The organism is Allobosea sp. (assembly GCF_051860145.1).
In the GTDB taxonomy this organism is placed as follows: Bacteria; Pseudomonadota; Alphaproteobacteria; order Rhizobiales; family Beijerinckiaceae; genus Allobosea.
Window position 1 is genome coordinate 85362 of the sequence record NZ_JBHYEM010000002.1, and the last position, 26423, is coordinate 111784.

21 protein-coding genes are annotated in these 26423 nt (G+C 67.2%); 15 read left to right on the forward strand and 6 right to left on the reverse strand.

Going from position 1 to position 26423, the window contains the following annotated elements; translation table 11 throughout:
* Positions 1 to 53: 53 nt before the first annotated feature.
* A complete protein-coding gene (locus ACTIF2_RS03690; RefSeq protein ID WP_439495687.1) occupies positions 54 to 1601 on the reverse strand; it encodes an AMP-binding protein in 1548 nt (515 codons plus the stop codon).
* 138 nt (positions 1602 to 1739) lie between these two features.
* On the opposite strand from ACTIF2_RS03690, the gene ACTIF2_RS03695 reads away from it, so the two are divergent.
* The 13 genes from ACTIF2_RS03695 to argE all read left to right on the forward strand — a co-directional run bounded on the left by ACTIF2_RS03695 (position 1740) and on the right by argE (position 17406).
* Positions 1740 to 2516, forward strand: coding sequence for an enoyl-CoA hydratase/isomerase family protein (locus ACTIF2_RS03695; protein ID WP_439495688.1), 777 nt, complete (start codon positions 1740 to 1742; stop codon positions 2514 to 2516).
* Positions 2517 to 2542: 26 nt separating this feature from the next.
* Entirely contained in the window at positions 2543 to 4069 is a 1527-nt protein-coding gene (locus tag ACTIF2_RS03700; RefSeq protein ID WP_439495689.1) for an AMP-binding protein, read from the forward strand.
* 56 nt (positions 4070 to 4125) lie between these two features.
* Positions 4126 to 4959, forward strand: coding sequence for an IclR family transcriptional regulator (locus ACTIF2_RS03705; protein ID WP_439495690.1), 834 nt, complete (start codon positions 4126 to 4128; stop codon positions 4957 to 4959).
* A 196-nt stretch (positions 4960 to 5155) separates the two neighbouring features.
* On the forward strand, positions 5156 to 6745 hold the full coding sequence (locus ACTIF2_RS03710; RefSeq protein ID WP_439495691.1) for an ABC transporter substrate-binding protein: 1590 nt from the start codon (positions 5156 to 5158) through the stop codon (positions 6743 to 6745).
* 439 nt (positions 6746 to 7184) lie between these two features.
* Positions 7185 to 7958, forward strand: coding sequence for a helix-turn-helix transcriptional regulator (locus tag ACTIF2_RS03715; protein WP_439495692.1), 774 nt, complete (start codon positions 7185 to 7187; stop codon positions 7956 to 7958).
* Positions 7959 to 8121: 163 nt separating this feature from the next.
* The gene (locus ACTIF2_RS03720) at positions 8122 to 10296 is read left to right on the forward strand and encodes a TonB-dependent siderophore receptor (protein WP_439495693.1); all 2175 of its coding nucleotides are present in this window, start codon (positions 8122 to 8124) and stop codon (positions 10294 to 10296) included.
* Positions 10297 to 10315: 19 nt separating this feature from the next.
* Positions 10316 to 11152 (forward strand): alpha/beta hydrolase, encoded by an 837-nt coding sequence (locus ACTIF2_RS03725; RefSeq protein WP_439495694.1) that lies wholly within the window; start codon positions 10316 to 10318, stop codon positions 11150 to 11152.
* Positions 11149 to 12282 (forward strand): ABC transporter substrate-binding protein, encoded by a 1134-nt coding sequence (locus ACTIF2_RS03730; RefSeq protein WP_439495695.1) that lies wholly within the window; start codon positions 11149 to 11151, stop codon positions 12280 to 12282. The genes ACTIF2_RS03725 and ACTIF2_RS03730 overlap by 4 nt, the downstream gene beginning before the upstream one ends.
* Positions 12283 to 12297: 15 nt before the next feature.
* Positions 12298 to 13404 (forward strand): DUF2218 domain-containing protein, encoded by a 1107-nt coding sequence (locus tag ACTIF2_RS03735; protein WP_439495696.1) that lies wholly within the window; start codon positions 12298 to 12300, stop codon positions 13402 to 13404.
* A gap of 206 nt (positions 13405 to 13610) precedes the next feature.
* Positions 13611 to 14441: an AraC family transcriptional regulator gene (locus ACTIF2_RS03740; RefSeq protein ID WP_439495697.1), complete on the forward strand. Its 831-nt coding sequence runs from the start codon at positions 13611 to 13613 to the stop codon at positions 14439 to 14441.
* A 95-nt stretch (positions 14442 to 14536) separates the two neighbouring features.
* The gene (locus ACTIF2_RS03745; RefSeq protein ID WP_439495698.1) at positions 14537 to 15262 is read left to right on the forward strand and encodes an alanyl-tRNA editing protein; all 726 of its coding nucleotides are present in this window, start codon (positions 14537 to 14539) and stop codon (positions 15260 to 15262) included.
* Between the two features lie 10 nt (positions 15263 to 15272).
* The gene (locus ACTIF2_RS03750; protein WP_439495699.1) at positions 15273 to 16208 is read left to right on the forward strand and encodes a DMT family transporter; all 936 of its coding nucleotides are present in this window, start codon (positions 15273 to 15275) and stop codon (positions 16206 to 16208) included.
* Between the two features lie 88 nt (positions 16209 to 16296).
* A complete protein-coding gene (gene argE / locus ACTIF2_RS03755) occupies positions 16297 to 17406 on the forward strand; it encodes an acetylornithine deacetylase (protein ID WP_439495700.1) in 1110 nt (369 codons plus the stop codon).
* 114 nt (positions 17407 to 17520) lie between these two features.
* On the opposite strand, the gene ACTIF2_RS03760 is transcribed toward argE, so the two are convergent.
* Positions 17521 to 18462, reverse strand: a complete 942-nt coding sequence (locus tag ACTIF2_RS03760) for a hydrogen peroxide-inducible genes activator (RefSeq protein ID WP_439495701.1) — start codon at positions 18460 to 18462, stop codon at positions 17521 to 17523.
* A 98-nt stretch (positions 18463 to 18560) separates the two neighbouring features.
* Between ACTIF2_RS03760 and katG the strand changes: the two genes are divergently transcribed.
* Entirely contained in the window at positions 18561 to 20738 is a 2178-nt protein-coding gene (katG, locus tag ACTIF2_RS03765) for a catalase/peroxidase HPI (protein ID WP_439495702.1), read from the forward strand.
* 320 nt (positions 20739 to 21058) lie between these two features.
* Positions 21059 to 22588, forward strand: coding sequence for a calcium-binding protein (locus ACTIF2_RS03770; RefSeq protein ID WP_439495703.1), 1530 nt, complete (start codon positions 21059 to 21061; stop codon positions 22586 to 22588).
* A gap of 38 nt (positions 22589 to 22626) precedes the next feature.
* On the opposite strand, the gene ACTIF2_RS03775 is transcribed toward ACTIF2_RS03770, so the two are convergent.
* From ACTIF2_RS03775 to ACTIF2_RS03790, 4 genes are read right to left on the reverse strand one after another with little or no spacing between them, the layout of a single operon-like run.
* The gene (locus tag ACTIF2_RS03775) at positions 22627 to 23592 is read right to left on the reverse strand and encodes an oligopeptide/dipeptide ABC transporter ATP-binding protein (protein WP_439495704.1); all 966 of its coding nucleotides are present in this window, start codon (positions 23590 to 23592) and stop codon (positions 22627 to 22629) included.
* Positions 23589 to 24608 carry an ABC transporter ATP-binding protein gene (locus ACTIF2_RS03780; protein ID WP_439495705.1) on the reverse strand — a complete coding sequence of 340 codons (1020 nt, stop codon included), beginning with the start codon at positions 24606 to 24608 and terminating at the stop codon, positions 23589 to 23591. Before ACTIF2_RS03780 ends, ACTIF2_RS03775 begins: the two co-directional genes overlap by 4 nt.
* A complete protein-coding gene (locus tag ACTIF2_RS03785; RefSeq protein ID WP_439495706.1) occupies positions 24605 to 25483 on the reverse strand; it encodes an ABC transporter permease in 879 nt (292 codons plus the stop codon). Before ACTIF2_RS03785 ends, ACTIF2_RS03780 begins: the two co-directional genes overlap by 4 nt.
* Entirely contained in the window at positions 25480 to 26397 is a 918-nt protein-coding gene (locus tag ACTIF2_RS03790; RefSeq protein WP_439495707.1) for an ABC transporter permease, read from the reverse strand. The genes ACTIF2_RS03785 and ACTIF2_RS03790 overlap by 4 nt, the downstream gene beginning before the upstream one ends.
* Positions 26398 to 26423: the final 26 nt, after the last annotated feature.

The window sequence follows — 26423 nt, forward strand, 5'->3', positions numbered from 1 at the left end:
GTCGTGCTGCCATTCATTTGATCGCGCCGTCCGCTCATCTGCAGGCTGGGCCGCTATTTGCCGATCCGGTGCCCGGAGCGCTCGAGATCGAAGGAGGCCTCGGTGCTGCGGCTGAGATCGCTCTTCTTGATCCGCTGCGTCGGCGTCTTCGGGAACTCGTCGATCCCCTCGATATAGCGCGGAATCTGGAAATACGGCATCCGGTCCTCGCACCAGCGGATCAAGGCCAGCGGATCGGGGGTTCGCCCGCCGGCCGCGCGGATGAACAGCTTGAGATCGTCGTCGCCCAATTCGCTCGGCACGCCGATCAGCGCGCATTCCTCGATGTCGTCATGGGTGAGGATGATGCGCTCGACCTCCCAGGCCGAGATGTTGACGCCGCGCCGGCGCACGCTGTCCTTCTTGCGTCCGGCATAGAACAGGAAGCCGTCCTCGTCGCGCCTTGCGAGGTCGCCGGTCGAGAACCAGCCGTCCCTGACCAGCGCGGCGCTCGCCTCCTCCATCCGGAAATAGCCCTTGAAGGCGAGTTCGGCCTCGAGCGGCCTGACGACGATCTCGCCCGCTTCGCCGACCGGCACCTCCTGCCCGTCCTCGCCGAGCAGCTTCACGTCGTAGAACGGCAGGGCGCGCCCGCAGGAACCGAGCCGGCCTTCCGGGTTGATGGTGACGAAGGTCGTCATCTCGGAGAGCCCGTAGCCCTCGCGCAGCACCACGCCGAAGCGCTCCTCAAAAGCCCGCCAGACATCGATCGGGCAGCCGCCGCCCCAGGCCATGCGGACCTTGTGCTGCCGGTCGAGGGGGCTTGCCGGCTGTTTCAGCAGCAGCGGCAGCACGCCGCCGAGATAGTGGATATGCGTGACATCGTAGCGGCGAACCTGATCCCAGAATTGGGACGCGCTGAACTTCTCGACCATGGCGAGCGTGATCGGCTCCATCAGCGCCGCGATCAGCACGGCGACGCCGGCCCCATGATGCAGCGGCTCCCAGAGCAGGAAGACGTCGCCGGCCCTGGCGCCGGTCAGCGCCAGCGTCCCCATCGGCCCGGCACGCAGGCTGCGGTCGCTCTTCAGCACGCCCTTCGGCTCGCCGGTGGTGCCCGAACTCGGCGTGATGGCGATGATGTCGTCGGCCAGGACATCGACGGCGGGCCGATCGGGCGAAGCTTCATCGATCAACCGGGAAAACGCTCCCGGCTCGTCGCCCCCGCGCCAGACCAGCGCGAGCTCCGGCAACCGCGCCGTGATCGGCGCGAGCACCTCGGCATGGCTGCGATCGGCAATGAGCGCATGCGGCGCGAAGCGATCAAAGACGAAGTCGAGCGAGGCGCCCTTGAGATGGACATTGACCGGGATGCGGACGAGCCCGGCCTTGGCCAGCGCGAAGATGGTGACGATGTGGTCGGGATGGCTCGGCAGCATCACGGCGACCCGGTCGCCCTTGCGCAAACCCGCCGCCAGCAGCGCGTTCGCCAGCCGGTTGATGCGATCATTGAGCGCGCCGACGGACCAGTCGCGCTCCCCGAAGCGGCAATAGACATGTTCGGGATCCGCGGCAGCGCGCTTGTCCCAGAGCTGCCCGATCGTGACGGCATCGGTCTGCATGGCGGATCCCGGAGTGCTCGCCCGGTCGAGCGCATGGGGCTCGGCCGAAGCGATATTGAATTACAATAACAATGATTGAATATTGATATTCGGATCGGGTATGTGTCAAGCCAGAGCGAGCGAGGCACGGAGGGGCAGATGTCCGACATCGAATTGGAGCGGCGCGGCGCGGTCGCGATCGTCGCGATCAACCGCCCGGCCAAACGCAATGCGCTGAACGGCGAAGCCTGGCGCGCGCTTGGCGCGACCTTCACCGGTCTGCAAGGCGATGATGCGCTGCGCGCGATCATCCTGACCGGCCGTGGCGGCGCATTCTGCGCCGGCGACGAGATCGGCGCCTTTGCCGCCGTGCGCGACGATCCTCAGGCGCGCCAGGTCTATTGGGACGGCATCATGGCCTGCTACGCAGCGGTGTCGGCGGCGCGCGTGCCGGTGATCGCAGCCGTCAGCGGACCCTGCGTCGGCGGCGGCTGCACGCTGGCGCTGCGCGCGGATTTCCGGATCGCCGACGCGACGGCACGTTTCGGCGTGCCTCCGGCCAAGCTCGGCCTGGTCTATCCAGCCGACAGCACGCAGCTCCTCGCAGCGTCTGCCGGCCTCTCGATGGCGCGGCACATGCTCTATACCGGCGCGCTGATCGGGGCCGAAGCGGCGCTGTCCTGCGGGCTCGTTTCGGAGGTCGTCGAGGACGGTGTCGTCGAGGCGGCGCTGCGCTTCGCCGAGCCGATGCTCGCCAATGCTCCGCTCTCGATCCGTGCCGCCAAGCTCGCCTGCGACGCGATCCAGCTCGGCCGCCTGGCCGAGGTCGCTGCCGATGTCGCGGCGCTGTCGGACGCGGCCGATCGCAGCGAGGACTATCGCGAAGGGACCCGCGCCTTCGCCGAGAAGCGCAAGCCGGTCTTCACCGGGCGCTGAACGGGCCCACCGACAGGACGACGACGATGACCGAGATCACCGTGCCAACCGATGCGAACGTGTTCGGCGCCCTGTTCGGCCGGGATCACGATCCGGGGCGTGTCTTCATGGAAACTGCCGCCGGGCGGCGGCTTCGCTTCGGTGAGGCGGCGGAGATCACCGCCCGCTACGCCGGCCTGCTGGCCGGGCTTGGCGTCACGAAAGGCCGCCTCGTTGCGGGCGTCCTGGAGAAATCGCCCGAGGGCATCCTGCTCTACCTCGCCGTTTGCAGGCTCGGAGCCGTCTATCTGCCCGTCCATATCGGCCTGACCGATGCCGAAATCGGTCATATCATTCGGGACGCCGAGCCGGCGGTGGTGGTCTGCGATCCGTCGCGGCGCGATTGCGTCAGCTCGTCCGGAACGCACCACGTGCTGACGCTCGACGCAGAGGGCGCAGGCACGCTGACCGACGAGAGCCAGGGCAGGCAGGGGCTGGACGAACTCACGGCCGTCTCGCCTTCCGACGCGAACGCCATGGTCTACACCTCGGGCACGACCGGGCGACCGAAGGGCGCGCTGCTCTCTGCCGGCAGCGTGATCTGGAACGCGCGCGCGCTCGCCGCCTGCTGGCGGATCAGTCCGGACGACACCCTGCTCCACGCCAATCCCATGGCCTATGGGCTCTTCGGCACGACGACGCCGGCGCTCGCCGGCGGCGCCGCGATGATCCTGCTGCCGAAATTCGAGACGGAGGCGGTGCTGGCCGCCCTGCCCCACGCGACGATCTTCGCCGGTGTCCCGACCTATTACAGCCGCCTCATGGCCGACCCACGCTTCGACCGGCAGCTCTGCACCGGGATGCGCCTCTTCGTCACCGGCTCAGCGCCGATGCGGGCCGATGCCTTCGAAGCCTTCGCCAGCCGCACCGGCCACCGCCTCCTCGACCGCTACGGGCTGACCGAGGCATTGATCGCCACCTCGAACCGGGTCGAGGATCATCGCCGCCCCGACACGTCGGGCCTGCCGCTGCCGGGCTCGCGGCTTCGCATCGTCGACAATGATGGGCAGGAGGTGCCGGCTGGAACGGTCGGTATGATCGAATTGCAGCAGCCTCATCCTTTCCTCGGCTATTGGCGCGACGACGCGAAGACGGCGGCCGCCTTCCGCGACGGCTGGTTCGTGACGGGCGATTTCGGCCGCATCGACGAGGCCGGCTATGTCAGCGTGCTCGGCCGGGGTGCCGATCTCATCATCACCGGCGGCCTCAACGTCTATCCCAAGGAAGTCGAGGCCGCGCTCAACGCCTTCGACGCGGTCGCCGAAAGCGCGGTGATCGGCGTTTCGCATCCCGATTTCGGCGAGGCCGTCGTCGCCGTGGTGCAGCTGGCGAAAGGCCACGCGGCCTTCGATCCGCAGGAAGCGATCGCGGCGCTCCGGTCCTCGCTGGCCGGCTACAAGGTGCCCAAGCGCATCGAGCTGGTCGACGAGATGCCGCGCAATACCCTCGGCAAGATCCAGAAGAACCTCCTCAAGCAGCGCTTCGCCACGGCGTTCGACCCGGGCACGGGTTGAGGCGCCGAACGAAGCTGCTACAGCTGGATCAGCCCTGCGAAAGGTCTCCACACGCCATGGTGTCGTCGACGTCGAAATCCGCGCCAGCCCCGTCCCTCGCCGACCGCGGCGAAGCGGCGCCGGAGATCGACGAGCGCCTCTTCGTCGCCTCCGTAGCCAAGGCGATGAAGGTCCTGGAGGCCTTCGACAAGACGGCCGCGACCCTGAGCCTCTCGGACATCGCGATCCGCACCGGACTCGGCCGCAGCGCCTCGCAGCGCTTCATCTATACGCTCGAGCGTCTCGGCTATCTTGATCGCGACGCCCAGACGAAGCGCTATGGCCTGTCGCGAAAAGTCTTCCGTTTCGCGCAGAACGCCACCTCGTCGAACCAGGGCCTTGAGGCGGCCTATCCGCAAATGCGCATCCTGAGCGAGAAGACCCGGGAAACGATCTCCTGGGTCGAGGTCGACGGGGCGGACATCGTCATCATCGCGACGGTGCCGAGCACACATATCTCGTCGGTCAACCTCCCCATCGGCACCCGGTTTCCGGCGCTCTCATCCTCGTCGGGCCAGATGCTCCTGGCCCATTCCGCGCCGAGCCATGTCGAGAAGGTCTGGAAGGCATCCGCCCCCTCCGTCTCCCAGCGCACCAGGGCGCGCGACGCTGCCGAGATGATGCGCATTCTCGAAGCGGCGAAGGCGGTCGGCTTCTCGGTCACCGAGAAGAACATGGAACAGGGCAGCATCTCGGTCTCCGCGCCGGTTCATGACCGCGCCGGCCGCGCGATCGGCTCGATCAACCTATCAACCCTGACGACGCGCTACAGCCGCGAGACCGCGATCGCGGAACTCGCGCCGCTCGTGCTCGAAGCCGCGACGAGAGCGACGGAAACGCTCGTCTCCTGAGTCGAGGCCATCGCCGCCCTTCATCCATAGAATGCGCTGACAGCCCGGAAACGGGCCGTTTCCGTCTGAAAGCAGCAAGCTCCGGAGCCCTTGACGCCGGCCCATCACCCGCGCCGATCGCCTCCGCTCGCTTGACAGCCCTACGAAATCGTCTTCAAATATCAGTTATTATATACCAATAATAAGGGGATCGGATATGACTGCCACCCTCACCTCGCCGGTAAAGCGCCTCGCGCTCGCATCGACCTTCCTTCTCTGCCTGGGCGCCTCGCCCGCCTTCGCCGAAAAGCTGGCCATGGGGATCGGCGGAGCGGTCAATTCGCTCGACCCGCATTTCTACAGCACGACGCCCAACAACCTGGTCGCCTTCCACATGTTCGACCGGCTGGTGCATCGCAGCCCGGAGGGCAAGCTCACGCCCGGCCTCGCCACGGAATGGCGCGCGATCTCGCCAACGGTGTGGGAGTTCAAGCTGCGCGAAGGCGTGACCTGGCATGACGGCAAGCCCTTCACGGCCGATGACGTCGCCTTCACCCTGAAGCGCGCCATCGACGTCCCGAACAATCTCGGCGGCTTCGCCGGCATCATCCGGCCGATCAAGAATGCCGAGGTCGTCAGCCCGAGCGTGATCCGCCTCACCACCGCGACGCCGGTGCCGAACCTGCCGAGCGACCTCACCCGCCTCGCCATCGTCTCCCGCCATGCCGGGGCGGATGCGACCACGGCCGACTATAACAGCGGCAAGGCGGCGATCGGCACCGGCCCGTTCAAGCTGGTGAGCTATACGCCCGGCGAGCGCGTCGAATTCGCCCGCAACGACAGCTGGTGGGGCGAGAAGCCGGCCTGGACGAGCCTGACGATCCGGCTGATCCCGAACACCGCCGCACGCACGGCGGCCCTGCTGTCCGGCGATCTCGACCTGATCGACACGCCATCCGCCAGCGATCTGCCGCGGCTCGAGAAATCGAAGGACATCCGCGTCGCCTCGGTCGCCGGCATGCGCGTCAACTACGTCGTCCCGATGATCAAGCCGGCCGAGGATGCGCCGCCGATAACGGACAAGAAGGGCGCTAAGCTCGATCCGTCGCCGCTGACCAGCCAGAAGGTCCGCGAGGCGCTCTCGGTCGCGATCAACCGCACCGGCATCACCGAGCGGATCATGCTGGGCACCGCCAATCCCACCGGCCAATGGCTGCCGCCCGGCATCATGGGATATGACCCCAAGACCCCGGTCCCGGCCTATGATCCGGAGAAGGCCAAGCGCCTTCTGGCCGCGGCCGGCTTCCCCAACGGCTTCAAGATCACGCTCTCGACCTCGAACGACCGGGTGCCCTACAGCGTCGAGGTCGCGCAGGCGATCGCGCAGATGTGGAGCCGGATCGGCGTCGACACCGCGATCGACGCCATCCCTTTCAGCGTCTACTCGTCGCGGGGCGCCAAGAGCCAGTTCACCGCCTATCTCGGGAGCTGGAGCAACAACTCCATGGAAGGCACCGGCCTGCTCCGGGATCTCGTCGGCACGCGCAACAAGGAGACCGGCTGGGGCCTCTATAACTGGGCGCAGTACTCCAATCCGAAGCTCGACGCGGTCAATGCCGCCGCGATCGCCGAGATCGACGACGCCAAGCGCGAGGCGCTCGTGCTCGATGCGGTCAAGCTGGTCTCCACCGACGTCGCCATCATCCCGCTCTACCACTTCAAGAACATCTGGGCGACGCGCGGCAAGATGCTCTATCAGCCACGCATCGACGAGCTCACATTGGCGGTCGATGTGCATCCGAAATAGCGCTTTTCGGCCTGCACCGGGGCGAAACCGGGCATGCGGACGGAAGGCGCATGCCCGATTATCTATGCTCCGATCCGGGATCGGGAATTATCTACCGCCCTAACAAGCTGACAGGTTTGCAAGTCGGCATCGATTGCGACGGACCCGGCCTCATTTTGAGTAAATAGAGCAATCAAATCACTATCTCATCGCCGCTTTCCGAGGATTTATTCTTTTAACAACTGAGGTCAAATACCTAATCGCACGCCACTTGACTGAGCAGCGCTGTTTAGAATTGGTATAAAACTCCCTGCGTATGGTGTATTGGCCAGAAACAGGATAATTTGCATCGTTTTCATTTGAGGACTCGATGCAGGCTCAAACGGCCACGCCCTATTCTCCGGTCACCGGGCTGGATCTGTTTTCGCGCCAGCTCTCGCTGTCCGCGGGGCGTTTCCGCGTGACGGAGGGCGAGCGCATCGTGGGGCCGATGCGGCGCGGTTTGAAGATCGCCGTCATGTTCGATGGACGGCAAATGCTCGAACTGGACGACCGGCCGGCCGTCATGATCGGCGGGCCTGCTCTCCTGGTAGCCGCCAATCTGGGGGACCATGTCCAGCAGCGAACCGGCATCGCCGGAGGAAGTGTCCGCTGCACGCTGATGCAGTTCGATCTCGACTTCGTCGAGCGGGAATTCACCGCCCCGATCGAAGCGCTTCTCTCCCTTGCCGGGACAGCCGATGCCGGTATCTGGGTGCGCCCCGCGGACGCGAACCTGCGCGCGCTTGCGACCCAGATCGCCGAATGCCCCGTGGCGGAGCCGCTCCGGCGGCTCTATCTCAGCGGCAAGGCGCTCGAACTTGCCGCCGTCGCGCTGAACGAGATCATCGGCGTCACGCCGTTGCGGCCTCCGCGTCTTCCAGCCCGAACACGTGAACAGGTTCGTGCGGCGCGGGACATGCTGCTCGAGGCGATGCATGACCCGCCCAGCCTTGCAGAGCTTGCGCGCCTGACCGGGCTCAACGCGACCAAGCTCACCTCCGCTTTCCGGGCGGAATTCGGGGCCAGCGTCTTCGCCTACCTGCAGGAACATCGCCTGCAACTGGCCCACAGGCTGATCGACAGCGGCGAGACGACAGTGGCCGAGGCGGCATATCGCGTGGGCTACACGCCGGCCCATTTCTCCGGCCTGTTCCGCAAGCGCTTCGGTATCTCACCCAGCGCCCTGAGGTGAATTCGGCTTGTTTTCGGAAGACTTGCCCGCATTCGACGCATTTGAAACTGCAACGAAAGAAATACTGCCGCGATCAAAAGCCGACATCGTTGCCCGGACGAGCACGTTCTTGAAAGAACCTGACCGACAGGTCGCGGCAGGCGACCGCTGGGGTCGAGGGGCCATGAACGAGATCGGTATCGGCAGTCGCCTGGCCCATATGGCAGGTGTGGCGGTTGGAGCGCTCGCCTGCGCCTGGGCCGGAAGCGCCTCGGCGCAGGATGCCGGCGCGATCAAGCTCGACACGATCCAGGTCGAGGGCGAGCGTGCAGGCGGCCCGGTCAACGGCTATGTGGCGCGGCGAAGCGACTCTGCAACCAAGACCGACACGCCCCTGATCGAGACCCCGCAATCGGTGACGGTCATCACCCGCGACCAGATGGACGACCAGGGAGCCCAGAGCGTCAGCCAGGCCTTGCGCTACACCGCCGGTGTCCTGGCCGAGACGCGGCTTTCGGCCGGGCGCTACGACAGCGCCTTCGTTCGCGGCTTCGGCGGGAGCGGCGGAAACGCCGGTTTCATCAACTATCTCGACGGCCTGCGCTATCAGCGCGGCGTCAATTTCCTGGTGCCGTCCTACGAGCCCTGGGGGCTGGAGCGCGTCGAAGTGCTGCGCGGACCCGCCTCGGTCATTTTCGGGCAGGTCAAGCCGGGCGGCATCGTCAACATGGTCAGCAAGCGGCCCAGGGACGAGCGCCACGGCGAGGTCCAGCTCCAGTTCGGCAGCTTCGAACGCGCCCAGATGGCCTTCGATTTCGGCGGCCCCGTCGACCCGGAGAAGACCTGGCTCTATCGCGTCGTCGGGCTGGGCCGGGCAGCGGATACGCAGGTCGACTACACCCGCGAGGAGCGCATCTTCATCGCGCCCTCCGTCACCTACCAGCCCAACGGCGCGACGAGTTTCACGCTGATGGCGTCCTTCCAGCGCGATCCGGAAACGGGCTTCTACGGCTTCATCCCCGCGATCGGCACGGCCCTGCCGAGCCGCAACGGGCGCATCCGCAGCAATTTCTTCCCCGGCGAGCCGAATTTCGAGGGCTATAGCCGCAACCAAGCGAATCTGGGATACGCCTTCGAGCACCGCTTCAACGACGTCTTCACCGTCCGCCAGAACGTTCGCCTCTCGGACCTCGAGTCACGGTTCCGCACCGTCGCCGTCGGCAGCATTGCCGCCGATCAGAAGACGCTGATGCGCCGGGTGACCATGTCGAACGAGAAGGCCCGCACGGCCGGCATCGACAACCAGCTTCAGGCGGATTTCCGCACCGGGCCGCTGACGCACAAGCTGCTCTTCGGCGTCGACGGCTACTGGACGGACGGCACCGCCTTTACCGGCGCCGGCGGCACCGTTCAGCCGCTCGACTACACCAACCCGGTCTATGGGCGCCTGCCCTTCGCGCTGCCGGCCTTGCCCGGCGTGAAGCAGGCGACGGCGCAATACGGCATCTATGCTCAGGACCAGATCAAGCTCGACCGCCTGTCGCTGCTGGTCGGCGGCCGGTTCGACCGGGCCGAGGCCCGCACCCGGGCACTGACCAACGGCGTGCTCACCAAGCAGGACGACACCGCACGCACCGGCCGCGTCGCGCTCATGTACAATTTCGACAATGGTTTTGCGCCCTATGCGAGCTACTCCACCTCGTTCGAGCCGCAGGCCGGCACTGCGTTCGGCGGCGCGCCGTTCAAGCCGACCGAAGGGGAGCAATACGAAGCAGGCTTCAAGTACGAGCCGCCCGGCTACAACGCGTTCCTGCAGGCGGCGGTCTATCAGCTGACGCAGAGCAACGTTCCGACGGCCGATCCGAACAATGTCGGCTTCCAGATCCAGACGGGCGAGGTTCGCGCCCGCGGCGTCGAGATCGAAGCCCGCGCCACGGTCTTCGACAGCCTCGATCTCATCGCGGCCTATGCCTATACCGATGCCGAGGTGACGAAGAGCAACGGCGCCGACCTCCACAAGCGGCCGACCGTGGTGCCGCGCCATATCGCTTCGCTCTGGGCGCATTATACCTTCAAGACCGGCCTGTTCTCCGGGTTCGGCCTCGGAGCGGGCGTCCGCTATGTCGGCAAGGGCGCGGGCGACCCGGGCAACACCTTCTTCACCTCGGACTACACGCTCGTCGATGCCGCGATCAGCTATGATTTCGGCATGGCGAACGCCTCGTTAAAGGGCTGGAAGCTGCAGGTGAACGCCCAGAACCTCTTCGACAAGGAATACATTGCCGGCTGCTATGCCGCGACCCAGTGCTCCTTCGGCCTGCGCCGCACGGTCCTCGCGACCCTGTCCTATCGCTGGTGAGATGACCGGATTGAACGCAATGAGCTCGGATTCCGTGGCGCCCGGGGCCCCATTGCCGGGCTTGCCTCGGGCCGGTCAGTTCGACTTCGCCGCACGCGATGGCCAGACCTATCGGCTGCTCGTGGACATTCCCGATGCGCAGCCGCCGGCCTGTGGCTTTCCGCTGGTGGTCCTGCTCGACGGGCACGCGCTTTTCGCCACGGCGGCCATGGCGGTTCGGCTGCAGGCGGGCCGCCCGGAGGTGACGGGTGTCGGGCCTGCCGTCGTCCTTGGCATCGGCTACCTGTCCGAGGCGCCCTTCGACGCCGAGCGGCGCCAGCAGGATCTCCTGCCTGTCGCAGGACGATCCGCGCGGTTTCTCGATACCATCGCCGACGAGATCCTTCCCGCCATCGAACGGCTGGCTCCGCTCGATCCCGCGCGCCGCACGCTGATCGGCCACTCCTATGGCGGGCTCTTCGTCCTCCACGCGCTCTTCACGCGCGCCGGCCTGTTCCAGGCCCATGTCGCCAGCAGCCCGTCGATCTGGTGGGACGACCGCGCCATCCTCGGGGCCGAGGAGGCCTTTCGGAACGGCGCCGGCGATTCTGCGGCGCGCCTGCTGATCACGGTCGGCGCACAGGAGCAGGACGGAGCGGTCCGGGCGAGCCCATGGCGTGCCGAGCGGCTTGCAATGGCACGGATGCGCGACAATGCGGCCGAGATGGCGGGGCGCCTCTCGGCGTCGGGCCGGGTCTCCTGCACCTTCACCGTCTTCCCGGACGAGAACCACGTTTCCGTCATTCCGCCGATGCTGTCGCGCGCCGTTTCCTTCGGGCTTGCCGGGACCGCCGCGCAAGGGACAGCGACGGCATGAACGCGTCTGCACTCAAGCATGTGATCGTGGTCGCACTGGTGGCGGTGGCATGGCTTGGCCTTGCCACCGTGGCGAGCGCCGAATCCGTGACAGTGACGGACGTCCTCGGCCGCAGCGTCTCCCTGCCTGCACCGGCCAGGCGGATCGTGCTGGCGCAAGGGCGCCAGCTCAATGCGCTCGGCTTCATCCATCCCGATCCCGTCAGCATCCTGGCCGGCTGGGGAGCGGACCAGAAGCGGCAGAGCCCCGACACCTATGCCCGCTACCGCGCCCGCTTCCCGACCATCGAGGCCGTGCCGACGGTCGGTGACGGCGCGACGCCGGAGGGCTTTTCCTTCGAGCAGGCGGTGGCGCTTGCGCCCGATCTCGTCATCTTGAGCCGCTCGCTCGCGGGCGCGCGCCGGGGACCGGGCGACCTCGTCGAGCGCTTCGAGAGCGCCGGAATTCCGGTCGCGGTCGTCGATTTCTTTCTGAGCCCGCTCTCGGACACGGTGCCGAGCCTGCGCGCGCTCGGCCGCCTGCTCGGCCGCTCGGACGAAGCAGAGCGCTTCATCGCGTTTTACGAGCAACATCTGCGACGCGTCGCGAGCCGGGTGCAGGGTGCGCAGCGCCCGAACGTGTTCATCCACGCCCATGCCGGCGGCTTCGCCTGTTGCATGACGCCCGGGAAGGGCACGTTCAACGATTTCATCACGGCCGCCGGCGGGCGCAACATCGCGGCGGCGCTGCTTCCGGGCGAAACCGGCCAGATCAGCCTCGAGCAGCTGATCGGCAGCGATCCGGATGTCTATATCGCGACAGGCGGGACGCATCTGGCAAGGAACGGCGGCCTCGTGCTGGGACTTGGCGTCGATCGACAGGTCGCGTCCGACAGCTTCGCCCGCCTTCGGACCGTGCCCGGGCTCGCGGAGCTGACCGCCCTGCGACAGGGGCGCGCCTTCGGCCTCTGGCACCTGTTCAACGACACGCCGCTGCATGTCGTCGCGATCGAGCGGATCGCCAAATGGCTTCATCCCGAGCGCTTCGCGGATATCGACCCCGCCGCCACCCTGGTGGAGGCCGCCCGATTCTCGGCCATCCCGCTGGATGGCACGCTCTGGATCGAGCCCGCCGACCGCAGCACTCCCTGAACTCAGGACATCCTCATGTTCTCGACCTCCCTGCGGCTGACGCTCGCCCGGCCCGAAGATGCGCTCGGCCTGCTCTGCAGCCATCTCGCCGAACATGAAGCGGTCGTGACCCGGCTGGACGACCGGACGCGGATCTCCCTTGGCAAGAGCGAAGCCTGGTTGACGGTACGGGACGAGACGGTCGACATCGTCATCGAGGCGCCGGGTCTCGCCGAACTGAAAGAGATGAAATGGGCCATTGCCAGTCATCTCGCCGAATTCGCGCCGCCGGGCGCGACAACCGGCCTGCGCTGGAGCGGTGACGCCAGCGGGCCGTCGCTGCCGCCCGATTTCCGCGTTCTGACCGTTATCGGCACGGAGCAGATCACCCCGCATATGCGGCGCATCCGCTTCCGTGGCGAGGATCTGGCGCGCTTCGACACCATGGAGGCGCTGCATGTGCGCCTCTTCATTCCGCCGGCCGGCCTCGCCGATCCGGCCTGGCCGCTGCTCGGCGATGACGGAATCCTCCGGCAACCGCCGCCGGAACGGCGCCCGGCGATCCGCAAATACACGATCCGCGAGATCGATGCCGCGGCCGGGACGCTGGCGATCGATTTCGTGGTGCATGACGATGCCGGACCGGGCTCGGCCTTCGCCCTCCGCGCCGGCACCGGCGACGTCCTCGGCATGGCGGGTCCCGGCGGCCGGGGCCTGAAGCAGGCCGACCGCTACCTCTTCCTGGCAGACGAAACCGGGCTTCCGGCGGTCGCGCGCATGCTGGAAAGCCTGCCGCGAACCGCCCGCGGCCTCGCCATCATCGAGATCGCCGATCCAGGCGAGCAGCAACCTTTGGACGCGCCCGACGGAGTTGCCATCCGCTGGCTCCACCGCGACGGGGCGGCGCCTGGCGGCGCGACGCTGTTGCCGGATGCGTTCGCCGCGCTCGACTGGCCGCCAGAGGGCGAGCGGCTCTATCTCTGGGCGGCGCTGGAATATGCGGCGTTCCGCCAGATACGCTCTGCCGCGCGCGAGCGTTTGCGCCCCGGGCAGGACGAGCATCTGATCGTCAGCTACTGGCGTTCCGGCATGGCCGAAGAACAGCATGCCGCCCAAAAGAAGCTGGCAGCGGGGGCGACGTGACTGCGCGCGAGAGGCGCATTCATGTGGGCGCTCCCCATTGACCGCGCCATAGGATCGCTGTGGAGTCTCGCCGCTGATCCTGTCGAATATGATATCGACATCCGGCACCTCCTGGGCGAATCCCGCCGTCTCGAAAACTGGCCGCACGGTTGCGATCTTGCTGCTGTCGACGCACGATTGCGGTTGCCCTGACTACGGATCGCAACTTGGCTCGCGTCGATCTCCGCAACTCCTCTCGCTACTGGCGCGACCCTTGGGTTCCGGGCCTGAGCTGTCTCGTCGCCGATTTCACCAGCCATGATTATGCGCCCCACAGCCACGAGGCCTTCGTCGTCGCCGTCACCGAAGCTGGCGGCGCGGAATTCAAGAGCCGGGGGCGGACCGACGAGGCCAAGACCTCGACCTTGCTGGTGTTCAATCCCGACGAGCCCCATTCGGGGCGGATGGGCTGGAGCCGGCGCTGGCTCTACCGTGGGCTCTATCTGACCTCGCCGGCCATCGAGACGCTGAAGACCGCGCTCGGCCTCGAAACGACGGCCTATTTCACGCGCAACAGCTTCCACGATCCCGATCTGATCGACGCCTTCCTCGGCCTGCACCGCATTCTCGACGAAGGGAACGACCCTCTCGAGGAGCGCGAGCTTCTCTTGCGCAGCTTCGGAACACTGATCCGGCGCCATGCCGCCGGCGAACCAGGTCTTGCTCAGCCGCGGCGCGACCAGGCCAAGGCGGCCCGCATCCGCGAGATCATGCGGGAGCGTCACGCGGAGGAGCTCACGCTGGAGCAAATGGGGGCGGAAGTCGGGCTGACACCGTTCCAGCTGATCGCCCTGTTCAAGCGCAGCACGGGGCTCACCCCGCATGCCTATCTCACGCAACTGCGCCTCAGGGCGGCGATCGCGGCGCTCGGCCGCGGCGCGACGATCGCCACTGCGGCGCTCGATGCCGGCTTCTACGACCAGAGCGCGCTGACGCGGCATTTCAAGCGCGCCTATGGCATCACGCCGCTGCAATGGGTCCGCGCCGCGGCCGGCTGACCGCATTCTCAATTTCCGCCAATAGCCGCGCGCCGCGCCGCGCCAGACTCGCCTGCACGCACGTGCCCCGCCGGGGCTGTAGCAAGGTGAGATGCATGTCCCGTTATTTCTGCCTCGACCATCCGGACGTCCTGACGCTGGCGACTGAGGTTGTGGAGGCGCGGCCGGGCCGGGTCGTTCTCGCCGAAAGCCCGTTCTATCCCGGCGGCGGCGGCCAGTTGCCCGATCGCGGCACGCTGGCCTGGGCCGGCGGCGAAGTCGCGGTCTCCGGCTTTGAAAGCGAGGGCGGCCGCCTCTGGCATCTGCTCGCCGAACCGCTCGAACTGCCGCCGGCTCCCGTCGAGGCGCGGGTCGATGGCGCATTCCGGCGGCTGATGCGCGCGCTGCATACCGATCTGCACATCGTCAACGCCGTGGTCTTCCAGGACTTCGACGGCGCGCTCGTCACCGGCGTGCAGATGAACGAGGACGGCACCGCGCGCATCGATTTCGACCTGCCCGACGCGGATAACGAGCGCCTGCGCGCGATCGAAGGCACGGTCAACGATCTGATCCGGCAGGATCTGGCGGTGTGCCAGAGCCATGTTCCGGAGGCCGCGGTCTTCGCCGAGCCGGGGTTGGTCCGCTCGCGCTCCGTCACCCCGCCGCCGACCTCGGACGGCCAGGTCCGTATCGTCGAGATCGTCGGGCTCGATCGGCAGGCCTGCGGCGGCACGCATCTCGCCTCGACAGGGGCCTCGCCACCGATCCGCATCCTCAAGATCGACAACAAGGGCCGGCACAATCGCCGGCTGCGCATCGGCCTCGCCGGCGGCATGTGAGGTCGCAGCGATGGTCATCTTCAGGCGCCTCTGGGCGCAGCCATTGCTGCTCCTGCCGCTGCCGCCGTTGTTCTGGGCCGGCAATCTCGTGCTCGGCCGGGCTCTCGCCGGCTCCTTTCCCCCGGTTTCGCTTGCGGTCGGCCGCTGGGTCATCGCGCTCGCTTGCCTGCTTCCCTTCGTTCTCGGGGGCATCGTCGCGCAGCGACAGGCGCTGATCCGCGCCCGCGGTCTCATCTTCGCATGCGGCGCCTTCGGCATCGCCGGCTACAATGCGCTGGGCTATCTGGCCCTGCAGAGCGCGCCGGCGGCGAGCGTCGCCTTCCTCAATTCGACCCTGCCGCTGATGGTGCCGCTCGCCGCCTTCGCGCTCGGCGTCGAGCGTGTCTCGGCCCGCACCCTTCTCGGCATCGCCATCTCCTTCGTCGGCGTGACCTGGATCGTCGCGCGCGGCGAGCTGTCGACGCTGTCGCAGTTGAGCATCTCCGGCGGCGAGCCGCTGGTGCTGATCGCGGTCGCGAACTACGCGCTCTATTCGGTGCTGCTGCGCCGCAAGCCCGCCGATCTCGATCCGCTCGTCTTCCTCGCCGCGACGATGGCGGCGGGACTGCTGGTGCTGTTGCCGTTCTGGGTCTGGGAGCTCGCGCGCGGCGCGACGATCCCGACCTCGCCCGGCCCGATCGCGGCGGTGCTCTATATCGGCGTCTTCGCCTCGCTGCTCGCCTTCATCATCTGGAATCGCTGCGTCAGCGCGCTCGGGCCGAGCGTGACGGGCGCCTCCTTCCATCTCGTCGCCCTGTTCACCGCCGCGCTCGCCTTCCTGCTCCTCGGCGAACCCGTGCGGCCGTTCCACATCCTCGGCGCAGCGCTGATTCTCGGCGGCTTCGGCCTCGCCGCGGCCGGCGGCCCTGCCTCCCCGTCGCGACTGCCCGGAGAAGCCAGATCATGACCATGTTTTCGCGGGAGGCCTCAGCCCATCGCGAGCAGCCGATGTCGGTCTCGGATGAGCCAGCGGGGCACATGCGGCGTGAGCGGCGATGAGCACGACAATCGCCCTGCTCGAGGAACTCGTCGGTTTCGACACGACCTCGAGCCAGTCGAACCTGGCGCTCGTCGAACGCGTCGCCGACCGGCTCGAGGGCCTCGGCGCCCGCGTCCGGCTGAGTCATGACGACGGCCGGAGCAAGGCCAATATCCTCGCCAGTTTCGGGCCGCAGGCGCCAGGCGGCGTCATCCTCTCGGGTCATACCGATGTCGTGCCGGTCGACGATCAGAACTGGTCGTCCGACCCGTTCCGCCTGACCGAGCGCGATGGCAAGCTCTACGGTCGCGGCGCCGTCGATATGAAGGGCTTCGTCGCGGCCTGCCTCGCCGCCGCGAACGGCTTTGCCGTCGCGGACCTTGTCCGACCGATCCACATCGCCCTGTCCTATGACGAGGAGGTCGGCTGCCTCGGCGTGCCGCGCCTGATCGACGATCTGCTCGCGCATGAGGAGAAGCCGGCCCTCGCCATCATCGGCGAGCCGACCGGGATGCGTCTTGGCGACCGCCATCGCGGCTTTCTCGGCTTTCGCACGCGCTTCGAGGGCAAGGCCGCGCATTCGAGCGATCCGAGCGCCGGCGCGAGCGCGATCTATCCCGCCGCTGATTTCGTGGGCTTCCTGAAATCGGTCGGGCACCGCGCCGGAGCCGGGATTGACCAGGCGACGGTCAATATCGGCCGGATCGAGGGCGGCTCGGCGATCAACATCGTGCCGTCTGCCTGCGAGGTGCTGTGGGAGTTTCGGCCGGTGACGCCGCAGGATGCCGACGAGACGGAGCTATTGATCGCTGCCTATCTGGCCCGCGCAATGCCGCCGGAGGTCCGCCAGTCGACGCGGCGGCATGTCCATGTTCCGCCTCTGTCGGCCACCGGCGAGGAGCCGGCGCTGGTCCTGGCCGCCGCACTTGGCGGCATCGGCCCGCCTTTCGCGATGCCCTTCGGCACGGAGGCGGGCTTCTTCCAGGCAGCCGGCATGTCAGCGGTGGTGTGCGGGCCGGGATCGATTGCGCAGGCGCACCTGCCCGACGAATGGATCGAGCGCTCCCAACTCGACGCCGCCGACGCCTTCCTCGCCCGCCTCGCGGGCTGGGCGAGCCGCCGATAATCCTGAAAGGCGACGGCCTGGCAGGGTGGGAGAGCCGTCGACTTCGCCTTCAGGCGATGCCGGGCCGGACTGTCCGCAGGCCCATCCCGCTCGCGGTATCGGCCAGAGACTTCGTCAGGTCCGCAAGCTCCGCCTGGAGGTCGATATACGAGTCTGCCGCAACACGCCGGCTGACTGGCGAACCACCTCGGATATCTGAAGCAGTTGCTTGGCCAGCGGGCTCGTCTTGCGCCAGACCATGCCGATGGTTCGTGACGGTTCAGGCGCCCTGAAGCGCGCGACGGAGACCGAGGCCGACCGTGTCTCGACCGCCACTGCCATTTCTGGAATCAGGGTGACGCCGAGGCCGGCATCGACCATCTGGACCAGCGTGGAGAGGGAGCTCGCATCCAACAGGTCGCGCGGCTGCATGGCGCGCTGTTTCGTATTGCAGAACGAGAGGGCTTGATCGCGAAAGCAGTGGCCCTCCTCCAGAAGCAGCAACCGCATTTCGCGAAGCGCCTCGCGATCGGGGACCGGCTTTCCCTCGTCCTCACGCGGCCGGACGAGAACGAAGCTTTCCGTGAAGAGGGTGACTTCGTTCAACGAAGGCTCCGAGACCGGCAAGGCGACGATCGCCATGTCGAGGCGCCCTTCGTTCAGCTCCTGAACCAGCTTCGGCGTCAGCGTCTCGCGCACATGCAGGTCGAGGCCGCCATGCAGCCGGGTCAGCTCGCCGATGAGGCCGGGCAAGAGATAGGGCGCGATCGTCGGAATCACGCCGACGCGCAGCCGCGAGACCAGCCCGCCTTGCGAGGCGCGCGCATAACCTTCCAGCTCGTCGAGCGAGCGCAGGATGTCCCTGGCTCGTTGCGCAATCTCCTCGCCGAAGCTGGTGAGGCGGACCTGACGCCTGTCCCTCTCGAACAGCTCGGCGCCGAGCTCCTCCTCGAAGGCCTTGATCTGCATCGACAAGGCCGGCTGCGAGATCGAGCAGGCCTCGGCCGCGCGGCCGAAATGACCATGCCGGGCCAGAGCCTCGAAATAGCGGAGCTGTTTGAAGGTCAGGTTTGTCATCAGCTCAGCTTATCGTTGCGATCAGAAAATCGGAATTAATATAATGAAAGGCCTTTGCTAAGAGCACAGGATCAGCCCAGCCAAGCTCGGAGAGAACCATGAACGCGAAGACTGAGGACAGCACGGGCAAATGCCCCGTCGCCCATGGCGGTGGCGCCCGGCAGAATCGCGACTGGTGGCCGAGCCAGCTACCTGTCGACCTCCTGAACCAGCATTCGGCCAAGTCCGATCCGCTCGGCCAGACCTTCAGCTATCGCAAGGCGTTCGAGAAGCTCCACTACGAGGCGCTGAAGAACGATCTGCGCAAGCTGATGACCGATTCGCAGGACTGGTGGCCGGCCGATTTCGGCCATTACGGCCCGCAATTCGTCCGCATGTCCTGGCACGCGGCCGGCACCTATCGCCTTGCTGACGGACGCGGCGGCGGCGGACGTGGCCAGCAGCGCTTCGCTCCGCTCAACAGCTGGCCGGACAATGTCAACATCGACAAGTCGCGGCGCCTGCTCTGGCCGATCAAGCAGAAATACGGACAGCAGATCTCCTGGGCCGACCTCTTGATCCTCACCGGCAACGTCGCCCTGGAAACCATGGGCTTCAGGACCTTCGGCTTTGCCGGTGGCCGCGAGGATAGCTGGGAGCCCGATCACGATGTGAGTTGGGGCACCGAGACCGCCTGGCTGACCCACCGCCCGCTCGACAAGTTCGACGCGCCGCTGAGCGCCACCGAGATGGGCCTGATCTATGTCAATCCGGAAGGGCCCGGCGCCAATGGCGATCCGCTCTCGGCCGCGCATTTCATCCGCGAGACCTTCGCCCGCATGGCGATGAACGATGAGGAGACCGTCGCGTTGATCGGCGGCGGCCACACCTTCGGCAAGACCCATGGCGCTGCGCCCGAATCCCACAAGGGGGCGGATCCGGAGGCAGCCGAACTGGAGGCGCAGGGCCTTGGCTGGGCCAGCAATTTCGGCACTGGCCACGGTGCCGACGCGGTCGGCAGCGGCATCGAGGTCACCTGGACGCAGACGCCGGTGCAGTGGAGCAACTTCTTCTTCGAGAACCTGTTCAAGTTCGAATGGGTGCAGACCCGCAGCCCGGGCGGCGCGATCCAGTGGGAGGCGAAGGACGCCGAGGCCGTCATTCCCGACGCCTTCGATCCGTCGAAGAAGCGCAAGCCGACCATGCTGACGACCGATCTGTCGCTGCGCGTCGACCCCGCCTACGAGAAAATCTCGCGTCGCTTCCTCGAGAACCCGCAGGCCTTTGCCGAAGCCTTCGCGCGCGCCTGGTTCAAGCTGACGCATCGCGATCTCGGCCCGCGCTCCCGCTATCTCGGCCCGGAAGTGCCGAAGGAGGAGCTGATCTGGCAGGACGTGGTGCCGGCCGTCGACCATCCGTTGGTCAATGAAGCGGACATCGCTGTGCTCAAGGAGAAGATCAGGGCCTCTGGCCTGACCGTCTCCGAATTGGTCGGCACCGCCTGGGCCTCCGCCTCGACCTTCCGCGGCGGCGACAAGCGCGGCGGCGCCAATGGCGCGCGCATCCGCCTTAGCCCCCAGAAGGACTGGGCGATCAACCAGCCTGCCCAGCTCGCCAGGGTGATCGAGGTCCTCGACGGCATCCGGCGCCAGTTCAACAAGGAAGCGGACGGCGACCAGAAGGTCTCGCTGGCCGACCTCATCGTGCTGGCCGGCAATGTCGGCGTCGAGCAGGCGGCGAAGGCTGCCGGCCATGACGTCAGCGTGCCGTTCACGCCGGGCCGCACCGACGCCAGGCAGGAGCAGACCGACATCCACTCCTTCGACGTGATGGAGCCGGTCGTCGACGGCTTCCGCAACTACCAGAAGGCCGGCGCCAAGGTACCGGCCGAGGTGGCCCTGATCGACAAGGCGCAGTTGCTGACCCTGACCGCGCCCGAGCTGACGGTGCTGGTCGGCGGCCTGCGCGCGATCGACATCAACGCCGACGGCTCGACCCACGGCATCCTCACCAACCGGCCGGGCGTGCTGACGAACGACTATTTCGTCAACCTGCTCGACATGGGCACGCAGTGGAAGGCAGCCTCCGAGGCCAAGGACGTCTTCGAGGGAACGGATCGCAAGACCGGCGCGCAGAAATGGACCGGCACGCGTGCCGACCTCGTCTTCGGCTCGAACTCGATCCTGCGCGCTCTCGCCGAGGTTTATGCCAGCGCGGATGCGAAGGAGAAGTTCGTGAAGGACTTCGTCGCGGCCTGGACCAAGGTGACCAACCTCGATCGCTTCGACCTCGTCTGATCCGGATAAAGAACGCTCGGCCGCCACCCCGGTGCCGGCCGAGCGCCAAATCCGGACTTTGAACGCCTGCCGGAAAGCCGATACCCGCCGGGCCTCCGCCACTTTGGCCGGCCGCCCAGCTGCGCTCTTCAGTAGCAACAGGCGCCTTTTTTGTTCGATAAATGTTTCAATTATCGAGCCATTTTAAATATAAACTTCCCCTCCGCCAAAGCGATGATTGTCACAAAGCACGTAAAGAACCGTGCTATTCGTCAATCTTGTCTAGAGAAACCTAGATTATCTATCGCGATGCCTCGGTTTTAGCCGGAGAGGACGGGTTCATGGCCACGATCGTCGGGACGGATGGATCTGATACGCTGCGCGGGACGGACGAGGCGGACCGCATCTTGGGCCTTGCCGGGGATGACGATATCGACGGCGGCGCCGGGGACGACATCGTCGATGCCGGAGCGGGCAACGACATCGTCAGAAGCACAAGCGGCTATGACCATCTCGATGGCGGCGATGGTTTCGACCGGCTGATCCTCGTCGGGACGGGCGGAGAGGTTTCGGGCGGTGCCTTGTATGACGGGCTCATTGTCGATCTCTCCTCGACGACGGAGGACGTGACCTTCGACGGTGCGAGCGGCCATGGCATGATCGGCACTGACCCCGCGACCGCTCAGCACATCGTCTTCAGGGAGATCGAGTGGGTCGATCTCACGACCGGCAGCGGCAACGATACGGTGATCGCCGGCGACCTCAATCCTCTCATTGCCAGAACCGGCGCGGGCGACGATCGCATCGAGGGCGGGGCCAACACCGATTACGTGGAGGCCGGTGCCGGCGACGACCATGTGCAGGGCGGGGCCGGCAGCAATACCCTCAGCGGCGGAGCCGGCAACGACTGGATCCTGGGCGGCGCCGACTATGACATCATCACGGGCGACGACGGCGACGACATGCTGTTCGGCGGCGACGGCTTCGACTCCGTCCAGGGAGGGGCCGGCAACGACCTCCTGGATGGCGGCGCCGGCAACGACACGATGGACGGCGGCGCGGGCGACGATGTCATCAGGGGCGGAGCCGGCGACGACACCATCGCAAGCTGGGAGGGCCGCGACGTCATCAACGGCGGCGCCGGCAACGACCGGATCACGCACCTCACGATCTACGCTGAGGATCCCGGGGCTGCGACGATCAATGGCGGCGCGGGGGATGACTGGATTCGGGCGGATGCCATGGATACCGTCAATGGCGGGGAAGGCAACGACCGCCTCCTGTTCGGCATATACGACCTGCCCAGCCCGCTCGAGTTCGACGCGGCACAGGGCTTTATCCCGGGCGGACCGGCTTACGTCAGCATCGAGAGCTTCGAGCTGCAGGGCAGCGCCTATGACGACACCCTGCGCGGCGGTGAGGGCAATGATCGGTTCTCCGTTTCCGGCGGCAACGATCTCGCGGAAGGACGGGGAGGCGACGACGAATTGTTCGGCGGCGCAGGCGACGACCGCCTGCTCGGCGGCGCGGGAAGCGACCGGCTGGAAGGCCAGGACGGAGCCGATTATCTGAGCGGCGGCGATGGCGCCGACATCTTCCATTGGTCCGTCAACTATGTCAGCAGCGACAGCGTCGACCGCATCGCCGATTTCGACGCCGCGGGAGGCGATGTCATCAGCTTCCTGATCGACGCCAATGGCGATCTCGCCTCGATCCGCGATTACGGGGATTTCCTGGCAGCGTCGCAGGACACCGAGGCAGGCGTCACGGTCACGCTCGAGGGGTTCGGCCATGCGGGCGTCCTGATCGAGGGCGTTTCCCTCGCTGATTTCTCGGCTGCCAACCTGTCCTTCGCAGCCATCGACTTCTGAAACGCGCGGCGTGGCTCGGTCTCTGAAGTCATCCGGCTCTAGCTGCCTTCGCCTCCCAGCGGATGATGACAGCGATACGTGCTGCGGTTGCGACCGGTAGTCTCCGGCATTTCCGCAAGACAGATATCGCTGGCGCGTGGGCAGCGCGGATGGAACGGGCACCCCGGCGGCGGCTCCACCGGGTTCGGCGGCTCGGCGATCGCTTCGGACCAGGACGGACGGCGCCCCGGCGTCGGCGGCAGCACGGCGTCGAGCAGCGAGCGCGTGTAGGGATGGCGCGGATTGTCGAAGATGTCCTCGGTCGAGCCGGTTTCGACGATGGTGCCGAGATACATGACCGCGACCCGCTCTGCCATATGGTAGACGACCGCGAGGTTGTGGCTGATCAGCACGACGGTGAGCCCGAGCTTCTTCTGCAGGGCGCCGATCAGATTGATGATCTGCGATTGCACCGAGACGTCGAGCGCCGAGGTCGGCTCGTCGCAAATGAGGATCCGCGGCTGCGCGATCAGGGCGCGCGCGATCGCGACGCGCTGGCGCTGCCCGCCCGAGATCTGGCTCGGATAGGCGTTGACCAGATGCGCAGGCAGGCCGACCGCCTGCATCATCTCCACGACCGCAGCCTGCCGGCTGCGACCGTTGCCCTCGCCACGCACCGCGAGCGGGGCTGCGATGATGCTGCCTAGCGTCTGGCGCGGATTGAGCGAGGAGTACGGATCCTGGAAGACGGGCTGGATCAGCCCGGCGCGCGCTATGCGCCCGTAAGCGGTGATCGGCTTGCCGGCGATGGCGACGGTGCCGCTCGTCGGCTCCTCGATGCCGAGCATCAGCCGCGACAGCGTGGTCTTGCCGCAGCCGGATTCGCCCACGATCGCCACGACCTCGCCCTGCCCGACCTCGAGATCGATGCCGCGCAGCGCCCGCAGCGTGCGCCGCTCGCCATGCACGGCGACGGCATAATCGCGCGTCGCGCCGACGATGCTGAGGGCTGGTTGCGTGCTCACGACAGCACCTCGCTCAGCGCCTCATAGCCGGGCTCCGCCGCCCGCTCCGCGAGCGGCCGGACGCAGCGCATCGCTCGGCCGCCCGCCAGCGGCACGAGCGGCACCGGGACGGCGCAGGCGGGGCGGGCATAGGGGCAGCGCTCCATGAACAGGCAGGTCTCCACCGTTCCGGTCGGAGGCGGCACGATGCCGGGGATCGAGCCGAGGAGTGCGCCGCGCGCGGTGCGTCCCGGCGTCGGGATCGCCTGCAGCAGGCCCTCGGTATAGGGGTGCGCCGGCGCGGTGAGCACCGAGGCGGTGTCCCCGGCCTCGACCACCTGGCCCGCATACATCACGGCGACGCGGTGGGCCATGGTCGCGACGACGCCGAGATCATGCGTGATCAGGATGATGCCGACCCCGGTCTCGTCCTGCAGGCGCGCGAGCAGGCCGAGTATCTGTGCCTGCGTCGTCACGTCGAGGGCTGTCGTCGGCTCGTCGGCGATGATCAGGTCGGGATCGCAGGAGAGCGCCATCGCGATCATCACGCGCTGGCGCAGCCCGCCCGAGAGCTGGTGCGGATAATGCTCGAGCCGCGCCGCCGGCGACGGGATGCCGACCCGCGCGAGCAGCGACACCGCCCGCTCCCGCGCCTGCCGGCCGGTGATGCTCAGATGCGTGCGCATCACCTCCGTCATCTGGCTGCCGATCGTGTAGCAGGGGTCGAGCGAGGTCATCGGATCCTGGAAGATCATCGCGATGCGCGGCCCGCGCAACTGCCGCCACTCGGCTTCGCTCAGGTCGATCAGCGAGCGCTCGGCGAAGGCCAGCCGCTTGGCGCTGACCTTGCCGGGCTTCGGCACGAGGCCCATCAGCGAGAGCGCGGTCAGGCTCTTGCCGCAGCCGGATTCGCCGACGATCGCCAGGGTCTCGCCGCGCGCGACCGAGAGGTCGATGCCGCGCACCGGCTGGAGCACGCGCCCCTGCGCCGTCGGGATCGTGATCCTGAGGTCCTGGAGCTCGATCAACGCGCTCATGCCCGGCCCTCCGGCGCGACGATGTCGCGCAGCGCGTCACCGAGCAGGTTGATCGCCAGCACGAGCGTCACCAGCGCGACGCCCGGGATCGCGATCAGCCAGGGCCGGAACAGCAGCTGGTTCTTCGTCTCCGCCACCATCAGCCCCCAGGAGGCCAGCGGCGGCTTCACGCCGAGGCCGAGGAAGGAGAGCGCCGCCTCGAGCAGCACCGCATGCGCGACCTCGACCGTCGCGACGACGATCAGCGGCCCGATGATGTTGGGCAGGATCTCGACCAGGAGGATGCGCGGCGTCGAGGAGCCGATCGCCCGCGCCGCGATGACGAAGTCGCTATGGGCGAGCCGCTGCGTCGCGCTGCGGGTCACGACCGCGAACCTGTCCCAGAGCAGGAGGCCGATCACCAGGACCAGGATCGTCAGCGAGCTGCCGACGACGGCGACCACGACGAGGGCGACGAGGACGACCGGCAGCGTCAGCCGGATCGTGATCAGGAAGTTGATGACGAGATCGACCCTCCCGCCGAAATAGCCGGCGACCATGCCCATCGCCGTGCCGATCAGGCCGGAGACGATGACGGTGGCGAAGCCGATGAAGAGCGAGACGCGGGCCCCGTCGACGAGGCGCGCCAAGAGGTCGCGCCCGAGCTGGTCGGTGCCGAGCGGATGCAGCCAGCTGCCGCGCGCGTCCCAGACCGGCGGCACGAGCCGGTTGCCGAGGTTCTGCGCGACCGGGTCGTGCGTGAAGAGCGGCCCGAGCAGGGCAAAGAGCAGGATCAGCAGGATCGCTCCGCCGCCGAACCAGAAGCTGCCATGCCTGAGGAGGCGCCGCATGGCGAGCCGGCGCGGGCTCATCGGGATGAGGGCGGCCGCCGTCATGAGATCCGGATCCTCGGGTCGATCAGGGCGTTCAGCAGGTCGGCGAGCAGCGTCAGCAGCGCGTAGATCAGCGCGATCAGCAGCAGGATCGATTGGATCACCTCGATGTCGGAGCGCTGGATCGACTGCCAGGCGAGGAGCCCCAGGCCCTTCAGCGAGAACACGCTCTCGACGACGATCGAGCCGCCGAGCATGAAGCCGAGCTGGACGGCGGCCAGCGAGACGACGGGAATGATGGCGCTGCGCAGCGCATGGCGCAGCACGACCCGCCAGGCCGCGAGCCCGTAGGCGCGGGCCGTGCGCACATGGTCGGATTGCATGACGTCGATCATGCCCGAGCGCGTCAACCGCATCAGGGCCGGCGCGGCGTAGTAGCCGAGCGTCACCGCCGGCAGCACGAAATGCAGCCAGGTCGTCGAGCCGGAAATCGGCAGCCAGCGCAGCTGCACGCCGAAGATGTAGACGAGCAGCAGCGCGAACAGGAAGGAGGGCAGCGCCTGACCTGCGACCGCGAGACCGAGCGCGAAGCGGTCGAGCGCCGTGTCGCGATAGAGGCCGGCGAGGATGCCGAGCGGGATCGAGAGCAGAAGCGCGAAGGCGAGCGCCGAGAGGCCGAGCGTCGCCGTCACCGGCGCATGCTCCGCCAGCACCGTGACGACGCTCTGGCGCAGGTAGAACGAGCGGCCGAACTCGCCCGACAGGATCTTGCCGAGCCAGGCGAAGTACTGGACATGGAGCGGCTGGTCGAAGCCGTAGAGCCGGCGGATCGATTCCACATCCGCCGGGGTCGCCCCCTCGCCCGCCATCGCCGCGGCGGGATCGCCGGAGAGATGGACGAGCGAGAAGGCGAGCACCGAGGTGCAGGCGATCACCAGCAGGGTGACGAGCAGTCGCCGCGCGAGAAAGCGTAACATTGTCTTCGTTTCAGGCTGCGGCGACC

Bases quoted from the DNA above. Each gene is read 5' to 3' on its own strand.
- ACTIF2_RS03690 (WP_439495687.1), bottom strand. From the start codon at position 1,601: ATGCAGACCGATGCCGTCACGATCGGGCAGCTCTGGGACAAGCGCGCT.
- ACTIF2_RS03695 (WP_439495688.1), top strand. From the start codon at position 1,740: ATGTCCGACATCGAATTGGAGCGGCGCGGCGCGGTCGCGATCGTCGCG.
- ACTIF2_RS03700 (WP_439495689.1), top strand. From the start codon at position 2,543: ATGACCGAGATCACCGTGCCAACCGATGCGAACGTGTTCGGCGCCCTG.
- ACTIF2_RS03705 (WP_439495690.1), top strand. From the start codon at position 4,126: ATGGTGTCGTCGACGTCGAAATCCGCGCCAGCCCCGTCCCTCGCCGAC.
- ACTIF2_RS03710 (WP_439495691.1), top strand. From the start codon at position 5,156: ATGACTGCCACCCTCACCTCGCCGGTAAAGCGCCTCGCGCTCGCATCG.
- ACTIF2_RS03720 (WP_439495693.1), top strand. From the start codon at position 8,122: ATGAACGAGATCGGTATCGGCAGTCGCCTGGCCCATATGGCAGGTGTG.
- ACTIF2_RS03725 (WP_439495694.1), top strand. From the start codon at position 10,316: ATGAGCTCGGATTCCGTGGCGCCCGGGGCCCCATTGCCGGGCTTGCCT.
- ACTIF2_RS03730 (WP_439495695.1), top strand. From the start codon at position 11,149: ATGAACGCGTCTGCACTCAAGCATGTGATCGTGGTCGCACTGGTGGCG.
- ACTIF2_RS03735 (WP_439495696.1), top strand. From the start codon at position 12,298: ATGTTCTCGACCTCCCTGCGGCTGACGCTCGCCCGGCCCGAAGATGCG.
- ACTIF2_RS03745 (WP_439495698.1), top strand. From the start codon at position 14,537: ATGTCCCGTTATTTCTGCCTCGACCATCCGGACGTCCTGACGCTGGCG.
- ACTIF2_RS03750 (WP_439495699.1), top strand. From the start codon at position 15,273: ATGGTCATCTTCAGGCGCCTCTGGGCGCAGCCATTGCTGCTCCTGCCG.
- argE (WP_439495700.1), top strand. From the start codon at position 16,297: ATGAGCACGACAATCGCCCTGCTCGAGGAACTCGTCGGTTTCGACACG.
- ACTIF2_RS03760 (WP_439495701.1), bottom strand. From the start codon at position 18,462: ATGACAAACCTGACCTTCAAACAGCTCCGCTATTTCGAGGCTCTGGCC.
- katG (WP_439495702.1), top strand. From the start codon at position 18,561: ATGAACGCGAAGACTGAGGACAGCACGGGCAAATGCCCCGTCGCCCAT.
- ACTIF2_RS03770 (WP_439495703.1), top strand. From the start codon at position 21,059: ATGGCCACGATCGTCGGGACGGATGGATCTGATACGCTGCGCGGGACG.
- ACTIF2_RS03780 (WP_439495705.1), bottom strand. From the start codon at position 24,608: ATGAGCGCGTTGATCGAGCTCCAGGACCTCAGGATCACGATCCCGACG.
- ACTIF2_RS03785 (WP_439495706.1), bottom strand. From the start codon at position 25,483: ATGACGGCGGCCGCCCTCATCCCGATGAGCCCGCGCCGGCTCGCCATG.
- ACTIF2_RS03790 (WP_439495707.1), bottom strand. From the start codon at position 26,397: ATGTTACGCTTTCTCGCGCGGCGACTGCTCGTCACCCTGCTGGTGATC.